Source organism: Pseudomonas sp. P39-UII1, assembly GCF_039672635.1.
Classification (GTDB): domain Bacteria; phylum Pseudomonadota; class Gammaproteobacteria; order Pseudomonadales; family Pseudomonadaceae; genus Aquipseudomonas.
The window spans coordinates 158413-175959 of record NZ_JBDFPP010000003.1 but is presented as its reverse complement, the minus strand read 5'-3'; the positions used below and the strand labels follow the sequence as shown (position 1 = coordinate 175959).

General features: G+C 63.1%; 20 protein-coding genes. 8 read left to right on the top strand and 12 right to left on the bottom strand.

What is annotated here, in order from left to right; genetic code table 11:
- The first annotated feature begins 6 nt into the window (after positions 1-6).
- A complete protein-coding gene (locus ABEH27_RS05980; RefSeq protein WP_346612675.1) occupies positions 7-309 on the top strand; it encodes a type II toxin-antitoxin system RelE/ParE family toxin in 303 nt (100 codons plus the stop codon).
- Entirely contained in the window at positions 306-605 is a 300-nt protein-coding gene (locus ABEH27_RS05975) for an addiction module antidote protein (protein WP_346612674.1), read from the top strand. The genes ABEH27_RS05980 and ABEH27_RS05975 overlap by 4 nt, the downstream gene beginning before the upstream one ends.
- Positions 606-644: 39 nt before the next feature.
- Here the strand turns inward: ABEH27_RS05975 and ABEH27_RS05970 are convergent, their stop codons facing one another.
- The 3 genes from ABEH27_RS05970 to phoB all read right to left on the bottom strand — a co-directional run bounded on the left by ABEH27_RS05970 (position 645) and on the right by phoB (position 4147).
- Entirely contained in the window at positions 645-1985 is a 1341-nt protein-coding gene (locus tag ABEH27_RS05970; RefSeq protein ID WP_346612673.1) for a hemolysin family protein, read from the bottom strand.
- Positions 1986-2101: 116 nt separating this feature from the next.
- A complete protein-coding gene (gene phoR / locus ABEH27_RS05965; RefSeq protein ID WP_346612672.1) occupies positions 2102-3409 on the bottom strand; it encodes a phosphate regulon sensor histidine kinase PhoR in 1308 nt (435 codons plus the stop codon).
- Between the two features lie 48 nt (positions 3410-3457).
- On the bottom strand, positions 3458-4147 hold the full coding sequence (phoB, locus tag ABEH27_RS05960; RefSeq protein ID WP_003253341.1) for a phosphate regulon transcriptional regulator PhoB: 690 nt from the start codon (positions 4145-4147) through the stop codon (positions 3458-3460).
- Positions 4148-4321: 174 nt separating this feature from the next.
- Between phoB and ABEH27_RS05955 the strand changes: the two genes are divergently transcribed.
- The gene (locus tag ABEH27_RS05955; protein WP_346612671.1) at positions 4322-4693 is read left to right on the top strand and encodes a hypothetical protein; all 372 of its coding nucleotides are present in this window, start codon (positions 4322-4324) and stop codon (positions 4691-4693) included.
- A gap of 114 nt (positions 4694-4807) precedes the next feature.
- Here the strand turns inward: ABEH27_RS05955 and ubiA are convergent, their stop codons facing one another.
- Both ubiA and ABEH27_RS05945 read right to left on the bottom strand, forming a co-directional pair.
- Positions 4808-5704, bottom strand: coding sequence for a 4-hydroxybenzoate octaprenyltransferase (gene ubiA / locus ABEH27_RS05950; protein WP_346612670.1), 897 nt, complete (start codon positions 5702-5704; stop codon positions 4808-4810).
- Positions 5704-6258: a chorismate lyase gene (locus tag ABEH27_RS05945; protein ID WP_346612669.1), complete on the bottom strand. Its 555-nt coding sequence runs from the start codon at positions 6256-6258 to the stop codon at positions 5704-5706. The genes ubiA and ABEH27_RS05945 overlap by 1 nt, the downstream gene beginning before the upstream one ends.
- Positions 6259-6385: 127 nt before the next feature.
- Between ABEH27_RS05945 and ABEH27_RS05940 the strand changes: the two genes are divergently transcribed.
- The 4 genes from ABEH27_RS05940 to ABEH27_RS05925 all read left to right on the top strand — a co-directional run bounded on the left by ABEH27_RS05940 (position 6386) and on the right by ABEH27_RS05925 (position 8747).
- Positions 6386-6553, top strand: coding sequence for a rubredoxin (locus tag ABEH27_RS05940; RefSeq protein ID WP_346612668.1), 168 nt, complete (start codon positions 6386-6388; stop codon positions 6551-6553).
- Positions 6554-6585: 32 nt separating this feature from the next.
- Positions 6586-7734, top strand: coding sequence for an FAD-dependent oxidoreductase (locus ABEH27_RS05935; protein ID WP_346612667.1), 1149 nt, complete (start codon positions 6586-6588; stop codon positions 7732-7734).
- 187 nt (positions 7735-7921) lie between these two features.
- A complete protein-coding gene (locus ABEH27_RS05930; RefSeq protein ID WP_346612666.1) occupies positions 7922-8221 on the top strand; it encodes an HU family DNA-binding protein in 300 nt (99 codons plus the stop codon).
- A 151-nt stretch (positions 8222-8372) separates the two neighbouring features.
- On the top strand, positions 8373-8747 hold the full coding sequence (locus tag ABEH27_RS05925) for a helicase (protein ID WP_346612665.1): 375 nt from the start codon (positions 8373-8375) through the stop codon (positions 8745-8747).
- A gap of 122 nt (positions 8748-8869) precedes the next feature.
- Here the strand turns inward: ABEH27_RS05925 and ABEH27_RS05920 are convergent, their stop codons facing one another.
- The 6 genes from ABEH27_RS05920 to exbB form a co-directional block, all read right to left on the bottom strand.
- Positions 8870-10273 carry an HDOD domain-containing protein gene (locus ABEH27_RS05920; RefSeq protein ID WP_346612664.1) on the bottom strand — a complete coding sequence of 468 codons (1404 nt, stop codon included), beginning with the start codon at positions 10271-10273 and terminating at the stop codon, positions 8870-8872.
- A gap of 78 nt (positions 10274-10351) precedes the next feature.
- Positions 10352-12430, bottom strand: coding sequence for an ATP-dependent DNA helicase RecG (gene recG, locus ABEH27_RS05915; protein ID WP_346612663.1), 2079 nt, complete (start codon positions 12428-12430; stop codon positions 10352-10354).
- Between the two features lie 3 nt (positions 12431-12433).
- Positions 12434-13360, bottom strand: a complete 927-nt coding sequence (locus tag ABEH27_RS05910) for a LysR substrate-binding domain-containing protein (RefSeq protein WP_346612662.1) — start codon at positions 13358-13360, stop codon at positions 12434-12436.
- A gap of 94 nt (positions 13361-13454) precedes the next feature.
- A complete protein-coding gene (locus ABEH27_RS05905; protein WP_346612661.1) occupies positions 13455-14189 on the bottom strand; it encodes an energy transducer TonB in 735 nt (244 codons plus the stop codon).
- Entirely contained in the window at positions 14186-14614 is a 429-nt protein-coding gene (gene exbD / locus ABEH27_RS05900; protein WP_028632883.1) for a TonB system transport protein ExbD, read from the bottom strand. Before exbD ends, ABEH27_RS05905 begins: the two co-directional genes overlap by 4 nt.
- A 3-nt stretch (positions 14615-14617) precedes the next feature.
- Positions 14618-15583, bottom strand: coding sequence for a tonB-system energizer ExbB (exbB, locus tag ABEH27_RS05895; RefSeq protein ID WP_346612660.1), 966 nt, complete (start codon positions 15581-15583; stop codon positions 14618-14620).
- Positions 15584-15775: 192 nt separating this feature from the next.
- On the opposite strand from exbB, the gene ABEH27_RS05890 reads away from it, so the two are divergent.
- Complete coding sequence (locus tag ABEH27_RS05890) at positions 15776-16633, top strand: SDR family oxidoreductase (RefSeq protein WP_346612659.1); 858 nt, start codon at positions 15776-15778, stop codon at positions 16631-16633.
- Positions 16634-16769: 136 nt separating this feature from the next.
- Here ABEH27_RS05890 and ABEH27_RS05885 read toward each other — a convergent pair whose 3' ends face one another.
- Positions 16770-17495: a hypothetical protein gene (locus ABEH27_RS05885; protein WP_346612658.1), complete on the bottom strand. Its 726-nt coding sequence runs from the start codon at positions 17493-17495 to the stop codon at positions 16770-16772.
- Positions 17496-17547 lie beyond the last annotated feature (52 nt).

The following is a 17547-nucleotide window of genomic DNA, read 5'->3' as shown; positions in this document are numbered from 1 at the left end:
TGCTGTATGAAGAGCATCAAACAAACTGCCACCTACAGGAATTGGGAACGCAAGCTTCGGGACAAGCAGGCAAGGGCTGTCATCGCCGCACGTATTTTTCGTCTGGCGCATGGATTGCTAGGTGATGTTCAGCCTGTGGGTCAAGGCATTAGTGAACTGCGTATCCACCACGGCCCCGGTTACCGCGTGTATTTCCAGCAGCGTGGACATCAGCTGGTATTGTTGTTGTGTGGTGGAGACAAGAGCAGCCAGGCACGCGATATCGAGACAGCGAAAACCCTGGCCAGCCAGTGGAGTGACGACGAATGAAAGAACAGTTCTATGACTATGATCCAGCCGAAGCGCTGACGGACGCAGAATCAATCGCCGTGTTTATGGAGGACGCTTTCGAAACGGGTGATGCAGCCTACATCGCGCAGGCTCTTGGTGTGGTCGCTCGCGCTAAGGGAATGTCGGCCATAGCGAATGAGGCAGGCGTTTCCCGGGAGCACCTCTACCGTTCGTTCTCGGAAAAGGGCAACCCCACCTTGAAAACAATGCTGGCGGTGATGCGAGCGGTTGGTTTGGACCTGACGACCCGCAAGCACATAAAACCTGCACACTGACCAGCATTATCCATGGGGCCGCGATGCGGCCCGGTTGCGTCAATCGAGCTTGAGCACCTTGGCCAACACGATCTTCGGCCCTTTCATCTTCTTGATGATGATGCGCAGGCCCTCGACCTCCAGCACTTCCTCTTCTTCAGGCACGCGCTTGAGGGTCTCGTAAATCAGCCCGGCCAGGGTTTCCGCCTCGATGTGGTCAAGGTCGATGCCTAGCAGGCGCTCGACCTTGAACAGCGGCGTGTCGCCACGCACCAGCAGCTTGCCCGGCTGGTAGGCGAGGATGCCGCGCTCGGTCTTGCGGTGCTCGTCCTGAATGTCACCCACCAGCACTTCCAGCACGTCTTCCATGGTCAGGTAACCGATCACCTTGCCATCGGCTTCCTCGACCAGCACGAAGTGCGCGCCACCCTTGCGGAACTGCTCCAGCAACTGCGACAGCGGCATATGCCGCGACACGCGCTCCAGCGGACGGGCCAGGTCTTCGAGGTCGACGGTTTCCGGCAGGTGTTCCAGCTCGGCCAGCTCCAGCAGCAGGTCCTTGATGTGCAGAAGCCCGGTGAACTCTTCACGCTCGGCGTCGTACAGCGGGTAGCGGCTGAACTTGTGGCGGCGCACCAAGGCGAGGATTTCCTTGAGCGGTGCATGGGCGTCGATGCTGACCATGTCCTCACGGGAGTTGGCCCAGTCGACCACCTCCAGCTCGCCCATTTCCACGGCCGAGGCCAGCACACGCATGCCCTGGTCGCTTGGGTCCTGGCCTCGGCTGGAGTGCAGGATCAGCTTGAGCTCTTCGCGGCTGTAGTGGTGCTCGTGGTGCGGGCCTGGCTCGCCCTGGCCAGCAATGCGCAGGATGGTGTTGGCGCTGGCGTTGAGCAGGTAGATGGCCGGGTACATCAACCAGTAGAACAGGTACAGCGGCACGGCCGTCCACAGCGACAGCAGCTCGGGCTTGCGGATCGCCCAGGACTTGGGCGCCAGCTCGCCGACCACGATGTGCAGGTACGAGATGACGAAGAAGGCGACGAAGAACGACACGGCCTTGATCAGTTCGGGGGTATCGACCCCGAAATAGGCCAGCAATGGTTCGAGCAGGTGGGCGAATGCCGGTTCACCGACCCAGCCAAGGCCCAGCGAGGCGAGGGTGATGCCCAGCTGACAGGCCGACAGGTAGGCGTCGAGCTGGTTGTGTACCTTGCGCAGGATGCTGCCGCGCCAGCCGTGTTGTTCGGCAATGGACTCGACGCGCGTGGAGCGCAGCTTGACCATGGCGAACTCGGCGGCAACGAAGAAGCCGTTGAGCAGCACCAGGAACAAGGCAAAAAGGATCATGCCGAAATCGGCGAAGAGCGAGGTGAGGCTGATACCAGGGGAAGGGTCCATGATGGAGTTTTTACGGGGTCCGTCTTAGAAAAGGTAGAAAGAAAAGTGCCAGCGTTTGCTGGCACAGGGGATCCAATGTAGCGGCTGGGGCGACAAAAGCAAAGTGGCCCTTGGCATCAACCCTTGTCGTTGGCCAATTGTGCCAGCGGGAAGTGACAGGTGAACGTGCTGCCGTGGCCTGGCACGCTGCTGATCTCCAGGCGCCCGCGGTGGCGCATCAGCACATGCTTGACGATCGCCAGCCCCAGCCCGGTACCCCCGGTGTTGGAGGCTCGGCTGGAGTCGACGCGGTAGAAGCGTTCGGTCAGGCGTGGCAGGTGTTTGGCGTCGATACCGACCCCCGAGTCCTGCACCGACAGGTGGGCGCCCTGTTCGTCGGCCCACCAGCGGATGCGGATGCTGCCGGCGTCCTGGGTGTATTTCACCGCATTGAACACCAGGTTGGAGAACGCGCTGCGCAGTTCCGACTCGCTGCCCTTCAAACGCAGGCCGGGCGAGGTCTCCAGGGTAATGCGCTGGTTGCGGGGGCCGGACAGCGCCTGGGCGTCGTTGTTGATCGCGGCCAGCAACGCATCGACCGGCACCGGCTGGTTGTCCGAGGGGTAGTCGGTGGCTTCCAGCTTGGCCAGCAGCAGCAGGTCGTTGAGCAGCGTTTGCATGCGCGAACCTTGCTGGCTCATCTGCTGCAGCGCCCGGCTCCACCGCGGGTTCACGTCCTCGACGTTATCCAGCAGGGTTTCCAGGTAGCCGCTGATCACCGTCAGCGGCGTACGCAGCTCGTGCGAGACGTTGGCCACGAAGTCCTTGCGCATCTGCTCGAGCTGATGGATGCGGGTGACATCGCGCACCAGCATCAGGTGCTCGTTGTTGCCATAGCGGGTGAGGTGAAGCTGCACCCGCATGCGGTCATTGATCGGGGAGGGGATTTCCAGCGGTTCGGCGTAGTTTTCCGACTCGAAGTATTCCTTGAAGCGTGGGTGGCGCACCAGGTTGGTGACCGGCTGGCCGCCATCCTGTGGGGTCTTGAAGCCCAGCAGGGTTTCGGCTGCGCGGTTCCACCACTCCAGGTTACCGTCGCTGTCGAGCATGATCACCGCGTCACGCAGGGCGGCGGTGGACTCCTGCACCCGGTCGATCACCGCCTGCAAGCGGCCGCGTACGCGCTGGTCGCGGCGCTGCAGGTGGTAGATGCTGTCGAATACCTCGCCCCACAGGCCATAGCCATCGGGCGGTGCTTCATCGGGCTTGTGGTTGCGCAGCCAGTCGTGCAGGCGCAGCAGCTGTTTGAGGGTCCAACCCAGGTAGAAGCCCAGGCCGATGGCGAGGCTCCAGCCGTAATAGCCGCTGACCAGGCCGCCAATCAGGCAGACGGTGATCAGCAGCAACAAGTGGCGAATCAGGGTCGCGTGCCAGTTCTGGTTCAATTGACGGTCCTTGTACAACGACGTGCAGGCTTGCGCTCAGGTGCTCGATCAGCTTTTGGTCGAGAAGCGGTAGCCAGTGCCCCGGACGGTTTGTACCAGATTTTCATACGCTTCACCCAGCGCCTTGCGCAGGCGACGGATGTGCACGTCGACCGTGCGCTCCTCGACGTAGACGTTGCCGCCCCAAACCTGGTCGAGCAACTGACCGCGGGTGTAGGCGCGCTCCTGGTGGGTCATGAAGAACTGCAGCAGACGGTACTCGGTGGGGCCCATTTCGGCCGGTTTGCCGTCGATGGTCACGCGGTGGCTGATCGGGTCGAGCAGCAGGCCACCGACTTCGATCGGCGCTTCGCTGTCGCTGGGGCCGGTGCGGCGCAGCACGGCCTTCAGGCGCGCTACCAGCTCGCGTGGCGAAAACGGCTTGGTGATGTAGTCATCGGCACCGACTTCCAGGCCTTGGATCTTGTTGTCCTCTTCACCCTTGGCGGTGAGCATGATGATCGGAATATCACCGGTCAGCTCATCGCGCTTGAGGCGGCGGGCCAGTTCGATGCCGGAGGTGCCGGGCAGCATCCAGTCGAGCAGGATCAGGTCAGGCTTGCGGTCGACGATGATCGCATGGGCCTGCTGCGAGTTCTCGGCTTCCAGGCAGTCATAGCCGGCCATTTCCAGGGCAACGGCGATCATCTCGCGAATAGGTGCTTCGTCGTCGACGATCAGAATGTTTCTGCCAACCATGCTCTAAACCTCTCCTGGAATATCGTGTCTGGCCCGCATTAGATAACGGAATTATTGCAGCTGTGTGACAGAGGGTTGGCCGTTCTGGCGACATTGCATGACTGGGCTAGGCTTGAAAGGGCCGCCGCGGCGGCAACCTGAACACTCTCCACCCCCGAATTTATGGTGATTCCAATGACACGACACACGCTGAGCTGGATGGCCCTTTTCGCTGCGCTGGCGCTGCCAGGGGTGGCGTCGGCCCACCATGCCATGGAGAAGGACGGCATGTGGGTCGATCACGACGGCATGACGCTGTATACCTTCGACAAGGACGCTAACGGCAAGTCGGTGTGCAATGCCGATTGCGCCAAGAACTGGCCGCCACTGATTGTGAAGAAGGATGATGAAGCGCCGAAAGACAAGTGGACGCATGTCACGCGCGATGACGGCTCGATGCAGTGGGCCTACGATGGCAAACCGCTGTACACCTTCGTCAAGGACAAGAAAGCCGGTGACATGACCGGTGACGGGGTGAAAGACGTCTGGCATGTCGCCAAGCCTTGAGCCTGCCGGGGCCGCTTCGCGGCCCATCGCCGGCAAGCCAGCTCCCACAGTTTTTGTGCAGGCCTCGCAGGCAGCGCTGTACCTGTGGGAGCTGGCTTGCCGGCGATAGGGCCATCAGCCTTGACGCAGTGTGTAGTCGAGCACTACCCCGATGAACACCAGCAGCCCCGCCCAGTGATTGTGCAGAAACGCCTTGAAGCACGACTCGCGGTCCAGCTTGCGCGTGGACCAGTATTCCCAGGCAAAGCACAACGCCGCACCCAGCAGCCCCAGGTGGAACCAGCCACCCAGCTCGAAGCGGCTACCCGCCAGCAGCAAGCAACCCAGCGACAGCAGCTGCAGGGTCAGAATGATGCTCCGGTCGGCATCACCAAACAGAATCGCGGTCGATTTCACGCCAATCTTCAGGTCATCGTCGCGGTCCACCATGGCGTAATAGGTGTCATAGCCCACCGTCCACAGCAGGTTGGCGATGTACAGCAGCCAGGCACTGGCCGGCAGCTCGCCGCCGGCGGCGGTGAAGGCCATGGGAATGCCCCAGGAATACGCGGCGCCCAGCACCACCTGCGGGTAATAGGTGTAGCGCTTCATGAACGGGTAGCAGAACGCCAGGGCCACCGCACCGAATGACAGCCACACGGTCTGGCTGTTGGTGCACAGCACCAGCAGGAAGCTCACGGCCACCAGGATGGCGAACAGCGCCAATGCCTCGCGCGGTTTGACCCGGCCGCTGGCCAGTGGGCGGTCGGCGGTGCGTTTGACGTGGCCATCCACCTTGCGGTCGGCGAAGTCGTTGATGCAGCAGCCAGCGGCGCGCATCAGCACCACGCCGAGGCCGAAGATCAGCACGTTGGCCAGGCTGGGCGAACCTTGCCCGGCAATCCACACCGCCGACAGGGTCGGCCACAGCAGCAGGTAGATACCGATCGGCCTGTCCATGCGGCTGAGCTGGACGAAGTCCCAGGCGCGTGGGTGCACGCGGTTGAGGGATTTGAGCAGTTGCAGGTACATCAGCGGTTATCCTCCTTGGCCGCTCGCCACAATGCCGGCAGGAAGACTTCGGCCACCAGCAGGTCGAGGCCGTCGCGTTCGAAGCGCGAACGCCGCCCCCATAACCCTTCATGGGCTGCTTCGGCAGGCAACCAGCGCTGTGGATAAGTGGACACCTCGATGGGGTGGCGGACGAACGCCTGGTCGCAGAACAGCAGTTCGCCCAGCGAACGGCTGCCCAGGGTTTCCAGGTCCAGCCCGCCGCGCTCCAGCGCACTGCGGCTGGCCACGCTGCGGGCGAACACCCAAGGCTCGCCATGGCCGCGCAGGTACACCTCGCGCACCCAGCCTTCTGCGCCCGGTACGATGCCCAGCGCCAGGCATTCGTCATCGCGCAGCGGCTGCCAGCCTTCGAACAAGGGCGTGACGCTGAAGTGGTCGTGGGACAGGCGGGTCAGGCGGCGAGTCAGGGAACCTTCGTCGAACAGCCAGTCGAGAGTAGGCTGGTCGATATTCGCCAGCTGTGAATACGGCAGCCACGCGACAGCGGCTGCTTGCGGGGATTCGTACGACACGTCGGTATGCTTTGTTACAGCCAGAGAGGCGGCGAGCTTAGCATGATTGCCTCGACTGCTTGCATAATGCCCGTGAACGGGCCACGAGCCCGAATAACAAAGCCTGAACACCGAGGAACCAGAATCGATGAAGAAGTGGCAATGTATTGTCTGTGGCCTGATCTATGACGAAGCCGAAGGCTGGCCGGACGATGGCATCGAGCCGGGCACCCGCTGGGAAGATGTGCCTGAAGACTGGCTGTGCCCCGACTGCGGCGTCGGCAAAAGCGACTTTGAAATGATCGCCATCGGCTGATCGCACTTCCGTTAAACAGAGGAAAGCACGACATGACGTCCCCCGTGGTGATCATCGGTACCGGCCTGGCCGGCTACAACCTGGCCCGTGAATTTCGCAAGCTTGATGGCGAGACGCCGCTGCTGCTGATTACCGCCGACGACGGCCGCTCCTATTCAAAGCCCATGCTCTCCACAGGCTTTGCCAAGCAGAAGGACGCAGACGGCCTGTGCATGGCCGAGCCGGGCGCCATGGCCGCGCAGCTGAAGGCCGAGGTCCGCACGCACACCCGTATCAGCGGCATCGACCCCGGCCACAAGCGGCTGTGGATCGGTGAAGAGGCGGTGGAGTACCGCGACCTGGTGCTGGCCTGGGGCGCGCAGACCGTCCAGGTGCCGATCGAGGGCGACGGCGCCGGGCAGGTGTTCCCGATCAATGACCTGGAGGACTATGCGCGTTTCCGTGCTGCCGCAGTTGGCAAGCGGCGTGTGTTGATCCTCGGCGCCGGCCTGATCGGCTGCGAGTTCGCCAATGACATGAGCCTGGGCGGCTTCCAGGTGGATGTGGTGGCGCCGTGTGAACAGGTCATGCCGACGCTACTGCACCCCGCAGCGGCCGCTGCAGTGCAGGGTGGCCTGCAGGGCCTGGGCGTGCGCTTTCACCTCGGCCCGGTGCTGACACGCCTGCAGCAGGTGAGTGATGGCCTTGAAGCGCATCTGTCCGATGGCAGTGTCATCCCCTGCGACCTGGTGGTGTCGGCCATCGGCCTGCGCCCGCGCTCCGACCTGGCTGCTGCCGCCGGCCTGCAGACCAATCGCGGGGTGGTCGTGGACCGCCAACTGCGGGCTTCCCACGCCAACATCTTCGCGCTGGGCGATTGCGCCGAGGTCGATGGCATCAACCTGCTCTATGTGATGCCCCTGATGGCCTGCGCACGTGCCCTGGCGCAAACGCTGGCAGGCAACCCGACGGCGGTCAGCTATGGGCCGATGCCCGTCACCGTGAAAACGCCGGCCTGCCCCTTGGTGGTTTCCCCTGTGCCGCAGGGCCGTGAAGGTAGCTGGCAGGTCGAAGGGCAAGGCAGTGACCTGAAAGCCCTCTGTTTCGCCGCCGATGGCCAGTTGCTGGGTTACGCCCTGACGGGTAACGCGGTCATGGAAAAACTGGCGTTGAATCGGCAGTTACCGGCGCTCATGGCGTAAATAGCGGGCGTTCTGTCGGGTTTATCCTGTTATTGCCTGCACAATGGCCGCCCAGATACTGGCGCGGCCCCGGAGGGCGTGCCATTCTCACTTCCGTCTGCCGCAGATTAGAGCCTGCGGTGCCTTGAACGCTGCTTTCTGGCAGCACGGCAATAACAACAAGAAATCCCGTCAAAGAGGCTTCACTATGCGTAAACCAGAACTCGCCGCCGTCATCGCCGAAAGGGCCGATCTGACCAAGGAAAAGGCCAATGAGGTGCTGAATGCGATTCTCGACAGCATCACCGGTGCCCTGGACAAGGACACCGTTACGCTGGTCGGTTTCGGCACCTTCGAAAAACGCCATCGGGGTGCGCGTACCGGCAAGAACCCCCAGACCGGTGAGCCGGTAAAGATCAAGGCCAGCAATACCGTTGCCTTCAAACCGGGCAAGAACCTGCGCGACAGCGTCAACGTTCCCGCCAAGCCGGCCAAGAAAGCCAAGTGATCGACGGCTGACAAACCCTTAGCCTCTGTCCAAACGGGCGCCTCCGGGCGCCCGTTGTTCGTTCTGCAAACATCGTGCAGCGAACTTGCATAAATAGTTCTGGAAAAGGCTAAACTGCGCGCCTCAGTCATTTTTTATTCGGGGCATGTTGATGAAGTTTCGCTTTCTGCTCTGGGCCATGGGGCTGCTGATGGCCAGAGCCAGCCGTAACAACCCGGCGTTTCAGCAACAACTCAAGGACAAGGACCTGGTGTTCCAGATGCAGACGCTGGACGGCAAGGTTGCCCGGCACTTCATCGTCAGCGGCGAGCGCATCAGCAGCAAGGGCGGCAGCCATCCTCAACCGGCCTTCGCTATAGCCTTCAAAGACGCGGCCTACGGCTTTGCCACGATGCAGGCGAGCAACAAGCAGCTGGCGTTCATGCAGGGCATTCAGGACAAGAGCATCCAGATCAAAGGTAATCCGGCGCTGGTGATGTGGTTCCAGGGTTTGATGAAGTACCTGAAGCCGAAGAAGAAGGGCTGAAATCGTTGGGGCTGCTTTGCAGCCCAATCGCCGGCAAGCCGGCTCCCACAGGGGATACTACCGGGCCGGGACCTGTGGGAGCCGGCTTGCCGGCGATGGGCCGCATAGCGGCCCCAGGCAAATCAATGCGGCGCGTTGAACTGCGAAGCCAGTTCACGCAACAGGTTCTCGGCCTCGAGTACCTTGTTCACGGCATCCTCGGCCTTCTCGCGGGTGATCCCCAAGCGCTCCAGCAGCGCGTCGGGGATCGCTTCCTGCGGGCCCGAACCGATCCCGCGCGAGCGCAGCAGGCGGGTCGCCAGGCACACCAGGTTGGGATATGCGGAGTAACTGCCTTCGTACGACGGGTCATGCTGGAAACGCAGCGCGGTCTGAAGTTCTTCCGGCATGTCCCACAGCTTCATCAGCCAGGCACCGATCTGCTCGCGGCTGATGCCCAGCAGGTGCTGTTCAACATAGGTGTGGCACAGGTGCGGGTTGACCTCCAGATGCCGGCAAATCAGCGAGAAGTGCGGCGGGAACACGTGCGCCAGCAGCAGATAACCGAAGTTGTGCAGCAACCCCGACAGGTAAGCCAGGCCGGCTTCAGGCCGCTCTGCGCGCGGCATGGCGCGGGTCAGGCCTTCGATGATCGCAGCGGTGTAGATCGACTGCTGCCAGTACGGTGTGGCCTGCTGCGGTTGATCCTTGGGCAGGCTCAAGGTCTTGCCAAGCGCCAGGCCAAGGGCCAGGTTGATGACCAGATCAAAGCCCAGCACCCGCACGATGGCATCCTCCACCGAACGGATCTTGCCGGGTGAGGCGTAGTAGGGCGACGCCGCCCAGCTGATCACCTGGGCGGCCAGCGCCGGGTCGGTTTCGACCACGCCGGTGATATCGTCGATGCTGGCGTTAGGGTCGACACGCAGCTTGATGATCTTCTGCGCGGTATTGGCCAGCGGTGGAATCTCGATGGTTTCTTCCAGGCGTTTCTGGATGCGCCGGGCAGTGAATGCCTGAACGGCCTGGGTAATCTCTTTGGAGTCGTCGTCCGGGCGGTCGAGGTTGGGGCGAATCTCCCGAACCGGTTGGCCGAAACTGCCACCGCTGGCCTTTTTCAACATGCGCTTGAAAGCGTCGGCCTCGATTTCCAACAACAGGCCGGCTTCGCCAGACTGGATCAGCAACCTTTCGGCACCAAGCAACTTTTCTTCGTAGAGGCAGGGCGAGCTGGTGAGTGCCGGAATGGCCGGCAGGGCCTTGAGGTGGTGCTTGTCGAGCATCTGCGTGAGGCGTGCCACCGGCACGGCCTTGAGCTTGCGGCCGGTCAGTTCCTCAAGGCGATTGAGGTCCAGCAGCTTGCTCTGCGGAAACAGCACCATCAATGCGCCAATCTCGTCGTCGAGCAGGATCGCCTGCACGCGTGAGCTGGCTGGCAGTTGCGGGTGCTCTGGCACCTCGCGGTAGGCTATGCCGAGTTTTTCGAGCAACAGCCGGATGACAGACGGTGTGTGTGGGGCTGCGGTGTCCAGGGCAACTTCAGTCATGGTCCGTATCCACTGATTCTTTTAAACGCGAAGTATAACCAGTCTGGTCGCAAAGCTGGATCCATTCTGGTACTGGCGTCACACTTGGCCATATTGCTGGCCGTGGCGCAGCCAGCGGTCGAGGAGTGGGCTGACATGCTCCGGCCAGCGCGCAATCAGGGCCTGGGCTGCATCGCGCACGGCTGGCAACAGGTCGGCATCGCGCATCAGGTCGGCGACCTTGAACTGCAGCAGGCCGGTCTGGCGCGTGCCGAGCATTTCGCCAGGGCCGCGCAGCTCCAGGTCTTTTTCGGCGATGATGAAGCCGTCATTGGTTTCGCGCATGATCCCCAGGCGTTCGCGGCCGATCTGTGACAAAGGCGGGTGATAGAGCAATACACAGTGGCTCACCGCGCTGCCCCGACCTACCCGCCCGCGCAGCTGGTGCAGCTGGGCCAGGCCCAGGCGCTCAGGGTTCTCGATGATCATCAGGCTTGCGTTGGGCACATCCACGCCCACCTCGATCACCGTGGTTGCAACCAGTAGCTGCAGGTTGCCTTGCTTGAATTCAGCCATCACTGCAGCCTTTTCCGCAGGCTTCATGCGCCCGTGGATCAGGCCCACGCGCAGCTCGCCCAAGGCGCTGCCAAGCTCTTCGTAGGTGCTCTCGGCCGCCTGGCAGGTCAGCTCTTCGGATTCTTCGATCAGAGTGCAGACCCAGTAGGCCTGGCGCCCCTCGGCGCACGCGGCGCGCACCCGCTCGACCACTTCGAAGCGGCGGCTGTCGACGACCAGCACGGTATTCACCGGCGTACGCCCTGGCGGCAGTTCGTCGAGTACCGAGGTGTCGAGGTCGGCATAGGCGCTCATGGCCAGGGTTCGCGGAATCGGCGTGGCGGTCATGATCAGCTGGTGCGGGCACAGTTCGCCGGCCACACCCTTCTTGCGCAGGGCCAGGCGCTGCTGCACACCGAACCGGTGCTGCTCGTCGATGATCGCCAGGGCCAAGTGCTTGAACTGCACTTCTTCCTGGAACAGCGCATGGGTACCCACCACCATCGGTGCGCCGTTGGCGATCTGCTCCAGGGCGCTGGCGCGGGCCTTGCCCTTGAGCTTGCCGGCCAGCCAGGCGACCTCCAGGCCCAGCGGTTCGAGCCAGCGCTTGAAGGTGATGTAGTGCTGCTCGGCGAGGATTTCGGTCGGCGCCATCAGCGCCACCTGGTAGCCGGCTTCCAGCGCCTGCAACGCAGCCAGGGCGGCAACCACGGTCTTGCCAGCGCCGACATCGCCCTGCACCAGGCGCAGCATTGGCTCTGCCTGGCTGAGGTCGTAGGCGATCTCGTTGGCCACCCGCTGTTGCGCGCCGGTGGGCTGGAAGCCCAGGTTGGCCAGGTACTGCGCCTGCAGGCGCTTGGCCTTGGGCAGTACTGGCGCACGCAGGCTGCGCAGGCTTTCACGCAGGCGCTGTTGCGACAGCTGGTGGGTGAGCAGCTCTTCGAAGGCCAGGCGGTGCTGGGCCCAGTGCTGGCCCTCGGCGAGTTCGTCGAGGTCGGCGTCGGCTGGCGGGTTGTGCAGGTAGCGGATAGCGTCGTCCAGCGGCGCCAGGTGGTAATCCCGGGCCAACTCGTCCGGCAGCCAGTCTGGCAGGCTGCGCGGGCCCAGCATGCCCAGGCTCTGCTGGCAGAGCAGGCGCAGGCGCTGCTGAGTGAGGCCCTCGGTGGACGGGTAGATCGGCGTCAGGGTCTGCTCGACCGGGGGCGGCGGCTCATCGCCATTCAGTGCACGGTACTCGGGGTGGTAAATCTCCAGGCCCGAGGCGCCGGGGCGAGCTTCGCCGTAGCACCGCAGGTGGGTGCCACGCTTGAGGCCTTCTTTTTGCGCATTGCTGAAATGGTAGAAGCGCAGGCTCAGCACGCCGGTGCCATCCCCAAGGCGCACGACAAGGCTGCGGCGCTTGCCCATGGTTACATCGGCACCACTGACCACACCTTCGATCACGGCATCCTGACCCGGGCGCAGGGCACCGATAGGCACCACGCGGGTGCGGTCCTGGTAACGCAGGGGCAGGTGGAACAGTACGTCCTGCAGGTTTTCCAGGCCGACCTTGGCGAGTTTTTCCGCCATGGCTTCGCCTACGCCCTTGAGCGCGGTGACCGAGACCTTCGACAGCTCAGTCATGAATCAGGCCGTTTGTTCCACAGCCGGCTTGGCCACCGAGCAGAGGCGGATCGAGTCGGCAAGGATCTCGATGGCCTTCGGCCGTGGGAAGCTGGCGCGCCAGGCGATGGCTACGGTACGGAACGGTGCTGGCGCGGTGAGCGGGCGCACTTCGATGATGCCCGGTGCGTAATGGTGGCTGTGCACCGCCGACAGCGGCAGGATCGACACGCCCAGGCCCGAGGCGACCATGTGGCGGATGGTTTCCAGCGAGCTGGACTCGACCGTGGTGTGCTTGGCACCTTCACCGCCTTTGTTCAGTGTCGGGCAAGCTTCCAGGACCTGGTCGCGGAAGCAGTGACCCTCGCCGAGCAGCAGCAGGCTCTTGTCGTTGAGCATGGCGGTGTCGATGGTCTTTTTCGCCGTCCATGGGTGGTCGGCAGGCATCAGGGCACAGAAGGGCTCATCGTACAGCGGCAGGGTCAGCACGTCGGCTTCGTTGAACGGCAGGGCAATGATCACCGCGTCCAGTTCGCCGTTACGCAGCTTTTCGCGCAGCACGTGGGTGAAGTTTTCTTCGATGTACAGCGGCATCTGCGGCGCCACACGGTGCAGCTGGGGGATCAGGTGCGGGAACAGATAAGGGCCGACGGTATAGATGGCGCCGACCTTGAGCGGGGCGGTCAGCTGGTTTTTGCCAGCCTGGGCCAGCTCACGAATTCCCTGGGCCTGCTCCAATACCTTCTGCGCCTGGGCGACGATGCTTTCGCCGACCGGGGTCAGGCGTACCGCGCTCTTGCTGCGTTCGAAGATCAGCACGCCAAGCTCGTCCTCGAGCTTCTTCACCCCGACGGACAGGGTCGGCTGGCTCACATGGCAACGCTCGGCGGCGTGGCCGAAGTGCTGCTCCTGGGCGAGGGTGACGATGTAGCGTAATTCTGTGAGGGTCATAACGTGCGTCCATGAAGTTGCGAGCCCAGCATAGCGGCTGCAATTGATAGACGCACGTTATCAGACTTGCCGATTTGTGACAGAAACAAAAGTATCAGCGACGGTCCAGCGAGTAGACGAACGGTGCCACTACTTCGATCGTGCCGTTGTTCAGCAACTCTGCTGGCGGCTTGGGTACGGTGCCAGCTCGGCGGATCATTTCCAGGGTTGCCCGGTCCAGTGCCGCGCTGCCCGAACCCCCAGCCATCGAGTACGAAACCACCTTGCCTTCGGCGTCGACCACGAACCGCAGGCGGTTGATGCCCTGCAGGCCGCGACGGCGTGCGTCTTCCGGGTAGCGCTTGTACTTCGCCAGGTGGCGCAGCAGGTCGCTCTGCCAGGTCGGCAACGCTTGGCTGTTGGAGGCAATGCTTGGCGCCGGTGCCGCCGACTTCTGCGGTGGCGTGTTGCTTGGCGGCGTGTCGGCTACTTGTTCCTTGGCCGGTGGTTCATCTTTCGGCGGCTCAGGCTTTTTCTCAGGCTTCGGCGGTTGAGGCTTGGGTTTGGGCTTGGGCGGCTTGGCGATGGCGATTTTCGGTTTTGGCGCCTCGGCAACTTTTGGCAACGGCGGTTCTTCAACCGGTGCCGGCGGCTGTGGTGCGGCCTTGGGGGGTGGCGGCGGTGCGGGCTCGGGCAGCGGTGCCAGCTCGACCATCATGGCTGCCGGGGGCAGTTCGATGGCCTGGGGCACCGACCAGTTGAGCGTCAGCAGCACAGCGACCACGTGCACGCCCAGCACGATCGCCAGGCTGCCACCGTAGCGCGCCACGTTTGAGCGCGGTTTCGTCATTTCTTGGCTGCCGTCTCTAGACCTACCAGACCGACCTTGAGGTAGCCGGCCGCGCGCATGTTGTTCATCACTTCCATCAGGTCACCGTAATCCACGCCTTTATCGGCCTGGAAGAAGATGGTGGTTTCCTTGTCACCCTTGGTCTTGGCATCGAGCATCGGGCCAAGGCGGTCGGGGGCAGGCACCTGATCGTCGCCGACATACAGCTTCTGGTCGGCCTTGACGCTGACGAACACCGGTTTTTCGGGCCTCGGCGCCGGTTTGGCGGTCGAGGCTGGCAGGTCGACTTTAATGTCGACCGTAGCCAGGGGCGCAGCAACCATGAAGATGATCAGCAGTACCAACATGACGTCGATGAACGGCGTGACGTTGATTTCGTGGTTTTCGGCGAGGTCGTCGCCACCTTCGTTGAGATGCAGGCCCATGGCTTACCCCACTTTCACCATGTGCGGGGCGGCGCGCTCGCCACCCTGATGGTCGAGGTCACGGCTGACCAGCAGCAGTACCTGTGCAGAAGCGTCGGAAACCTGTGCCTTGTAGCCGGCGATGGAGCGAGCGAAGACGTTGTAGATCACCACGGCCGGGATTGCTGCAACCAGGCCCAGGGCGGTGGCAAGCAGGGCTTCGGCGATACCTGGGGCGACTACGGCCAGGTTGGTGGTCTGGGTTTTGGCGATGCCGATGAAGCTGTTCATGATGCCCCACACGGTCCCGAACAGGCCCACGAACGGTGCGGTGGAACCGATGGTGGCCAGCACGCCGGTGCCGTTGCTCATGGTACGACCGCTGGCGGCAACCAGACGCTCCAGGCGGAAGCTGACGCGTTCCTTGATGCCTTCTTTTTCGCGCGCGTTGGCCGACAGGCGCATCTCTTCGAGGGCATCGTGGACCAGGGTATGGGCCAGGGTGCCTTCCTTGTTGGAGACGTCGCTGGCTTCCTTGAGGGTGGCGGACTTCTTCAGCTGGGCGATCTCGCCGCGCAGGCGACGCTTGGCGCCCATCAGCTCGAAGCCTTTGGCGATCCAGATGGTCCAGGTGATGATCGAGGCGATGGCCAGGCCGATCATGACGATCTTGACCACGATATCGGCGTTCTTGTACATGCCCCATGGGGACAAGTCGTGGGCCATGCCCAGCGAGGTATCTTCGACCAGTTCCTGCACGGCTGGGTCGGCGGCGGCGGGCGCAGCGGCATCGACCGGAGTGGCGGCCTGGCCATCGGCTGCAGCCGGTGCCGGGTTGGCCGGGGCAGCTGCGGCAGCCGGGGTGGCGGCGTTGGCGTTAGGCTCATCGGCCATGGCCACTGGGGCCAGCACCAGGCTGAACATCAGCGCGGCGATGGCGCGCCAGGCGCGCGACGGGGTTGGCGAAGCGGAAGGTTGAGTACGTGTCATGCTGGCCGGACCTGATGAAGAAAAAGAGTGAGCGTTCTCCAAGGCCTCGAGATAGGCCGAGAACATATAGGGGCGCCATTATTGCAAGTAATTCTTGTTAACAAAAGTAATCTTGTTGCTTTTTTCGCCTATGGTCTAGCCGCCTATCGTGTAATCCGGCTAGCCTGAGCCTTTGGTCTAGGGAGTTTTGTGATGTCAGACCTTTCCGCAATGATCGTAGGTTGTGGCGATGTAGGTGGTCGCCTGGCCCGGCAACTGCTTGCTCGTGGTTGGCAGGTGAGTGGCCTGCGGCGCTCGGTCGATCAGCTTGCGCAGGGTGTTATGCCGGTCGCTGCCGACCTCGCCGACCCAGGCATTCCGCTAGCCTGGCCGCAGCGCGCGCCCGATTACCTGGTGTACTGCGTAGCCGCCAGCCAGCATGACGAGGCCGGCTATCAGGCTGCGTACGTTGAAGGTTTGCGCCATGTGCTGGCGTGGCTGGCCGAGCGCGGGCAACAGCCGCGGCGCCTGCTGTTTGTATCCAGCAGCAGCGTATTTGCACAAAAAGACGGTGAGTGGGTCGATGAGGCCGCGGCCACCGAGCCTGAAGGGTATTCGGGCCGTGTGATGCTGGAGGCCGAGCGGCTGGCGCTGGGCAGCGGCATCCCGGCCAGTATCGTGCGGCTGACCGGCATTTACGGGCCGGGCCGTGAGTGGTTACTGAGCCAGGTGCGCCAAGGGTACCGTGTGGCTGAAGAGCCGCCACTTTATGGCAACCGCATTCATGCCGAGGATGCTGCCAGCCTGTTGGCGTTCCTGCTGCAGGCCGACGCCGATGGCGTGGCGTTGGACGATTGCTACATAGGGGTCGACGATGACCCGGCGCCACTGGCCGATGTGGTGGCCTGGCTTCGTTCGTACATGGGCGTCACCGAATGGTCCGATGAACAGCGCGTGCGCCGCACCGGCAGCAAGCGTTGCAGCAATGCCCGGGTGCGGGCATTGGGCTGGGTGCCGCAGTATGCCAGTTACAAAGAAGGGTACGCGGCCATCCTGAAAGGCGAGGGCTGAAACCTGCCATGTCCCTGCTGGCCCTGTCGCCGGCAAGCCGGCTCCCACTCTGGGCAGTGTCAGGCCTGAGGCCGCACTGTAACTGTGGGAGCCGGCTTGCCGGCGATAGGGCCTGTGAAGCCAGGCGGGGCTTGAGTCAGTCTGTCTCCAGCACCCACTGACGAGCACCAGCAGCCAACTGTGGCATCTCATCCGGCTGCGCACGGTTCACCGCCTGGAAAATCTCCAGCTTGTCGTCATCACGCTTGAAGATGAACGGCGCGCCGCGCTGGTTGCGCTCCAGCCACAGGCTGTCGTTGCTGCCGCCCATGCTGGCGCAGTCGCCTGCCAGGCACAGCGCATAACGGTCGGGGCCGGGCAGGCCGGTCACGGCGCCGTTGTCGGCGAAACGCACCACGCTGCCTTTGCCCTCACCTTCGATGATCTTCCAGTCACCGCCCAGGTACGCCTGGTACAGCGCTTTTTCGAAGCTGCCACCCAGCGGCGCATTGCCGGGCTGCTGGGCGCGCATGAAGGTCTGTTCGGCGCCGGACGGGTCGACGGTTTTAAGTTCGTCGCCATCCAGTGCCAGTTGTTCGGTCTGGCCGCCCGGGAAGCTGGCTTGCCATTGCTTGTCGTTGGCGATCAGCTGGCCATCGGCAGCCTCGAAGCCGTTGCTGAAGCTGGCCTGCTGATTGGCCACATCGAGCTTCCACTCGAAGACCGGGCCATGTTCGTTCAGGGCTTGGCGCAGGCTGCCACCTTTGACGGCGGCTTTGATGGCGTCCTGGTTGATCCAGGTGCCGTTGAAATCTTCGGGTTTGTGACTGGCGCAGCCGCTCAGAAGCAGGGCTGCCAGCGCGAGGGGCAGTGCTTGACGCATGGTGGGTAACCTTGAACAGGAAGGTGACGGGCAGGGCGCCCGTCACCTGCGG

What these genes read in the sequence shown, in the direction of transcription:
- ABEH27_RS05975 (WP_346612674.1), top strand. Translation starts at nt 306, where the DNA reads ATGAAAGAACAGTTCTATGACTATGATCCAGCCGAAGCGCTGACGGAC.
- ABEH27_RS05885 (WP_346612658.1), bottom strand. Translation starts at nt 17,495, where the DNA reads ATGCGTCAAGCACTGCCCCTCGCGCTGGCAGCCCTGCTTCTGAGCGGC.
- ABEH27_RS05980 (WP_346612675.1), top strand. Translation starts at nt 7, where the DNA reads ATGAAGAGCATCAAACAAACTGCCACCTACAGGAATTGGGAACGCAAG.
- ABEH27_RS05970 (WP_346612673.1), bottom strand. Translation starts at nt 1,985, where the DNA reads ATGGACCCTTCCCCTGGTATCAGCCTCACCTCGCTCTTCGCCGATTTC.
- ABEH27_RS05955 (WP_346612671.1), top strand. Translation starts at nt 4,322, where the DNA reads ATGACACGACACACGCTGAGCTGGATGGCCCTTTTCGCTGCGCTGGCG.
- ABEH27_RS05930 (WP_346612666.1), top strand. Translation starts at nt 7,922, where the DNA reads ATGCGTAAACCAGAACTCGCCGCCGTCATCGCCGAAAGGGCCGATCTG.
- ABEH27_RS05890 (WP_346612659.1), top strand. Translation starts at nt 15,776, where the DNA reads ATGTCAGACCTTTCCGCAATGATCGTAGGTTGTGGCGATGTAGGTGGT.
- recG (WP_346612663.1), bottom strand. Translation starts at nt 12,430, where the DNA reads ATGACTGAGCTGTCGAAGGTCTCGGTCACCGCGCTCAAGGGCGTAGGC.
- ubiA (WP_346612670.1), bottom strand. Translation starts at nt 5,704, where the DNA reads ATGTACCTGCAACTGCTCAAATCCCTCAACCGCGTGCACCCACGCGCC.
- phoB (WP_003253341.1), bottom strand. Translation starts at nt 4,147, where the DNA reads ATGGTTGGCAGAAACATTCTGATCGTCGACGACGAAGCACCTATTCGC.
- ABEH27_RS05935 (WP_346612667.1), top strand. Translation starts at nt 6,586, where the DNA reads ATGACGTCCCCCGTGGTGATCATCGGTACCGGCCTGGCCGGCTACAAC.
- ABEH27_RS05910 (WP_346612662.1), bottom strand. Translation starts at nt 13,360, where the DNA reads ATGACCCTCACAGAATTACGCTACATCGTCACCCTCGCCCAGGAGCAG.
- exbD (WP_028632883.1), bottom strand. Translation starts at nt 14,614, where the DNA reads ATGGGCCTGCATCTCAACGAAGGTGGCGACGACCTCGCCGAAAACCAC.
- ABEH27_RS05905 (WP_346612661.1), bottom strand. Translation starts at nt 14,189, where the DNA reads ATGACGAAACCGCGCTCAAACGTGGCGCGCTACGGTGGCAGCCTGGCG.
- ABEH27_RS05925 (WP_346612665.1), top strand. Translation starts at nt 8,373, where the DNA reads ATGAAGTTTCGCTTTCTGCTCTGGGCCATGGGGCTGCTGATGGCCAGA.
- ABEH27_RS05920 (WP_346612664.1), bottom strand. Translation starts at nt 10,273, where the DNA reads ATGACTGAAGTTGCCCTGGACACCGCAGCCCCACACACACCGTCTGTC.
- exbB (WP_346612660.1), bottom strand. Translation starts at nt 15,583, where the DNA reads ATGACACGTACTCAACCTTCCGCTTCGCCAACCCCGTCGCGCGCCTGG.
- ABEH27_RS05940 (WP_346612668.1), top strand. Translation starts at nt 6,386, where the DNA reads ATGAAGAAGTGGCAATGTATTGTCTGTGGCCTGATCTATGACGAAGCC.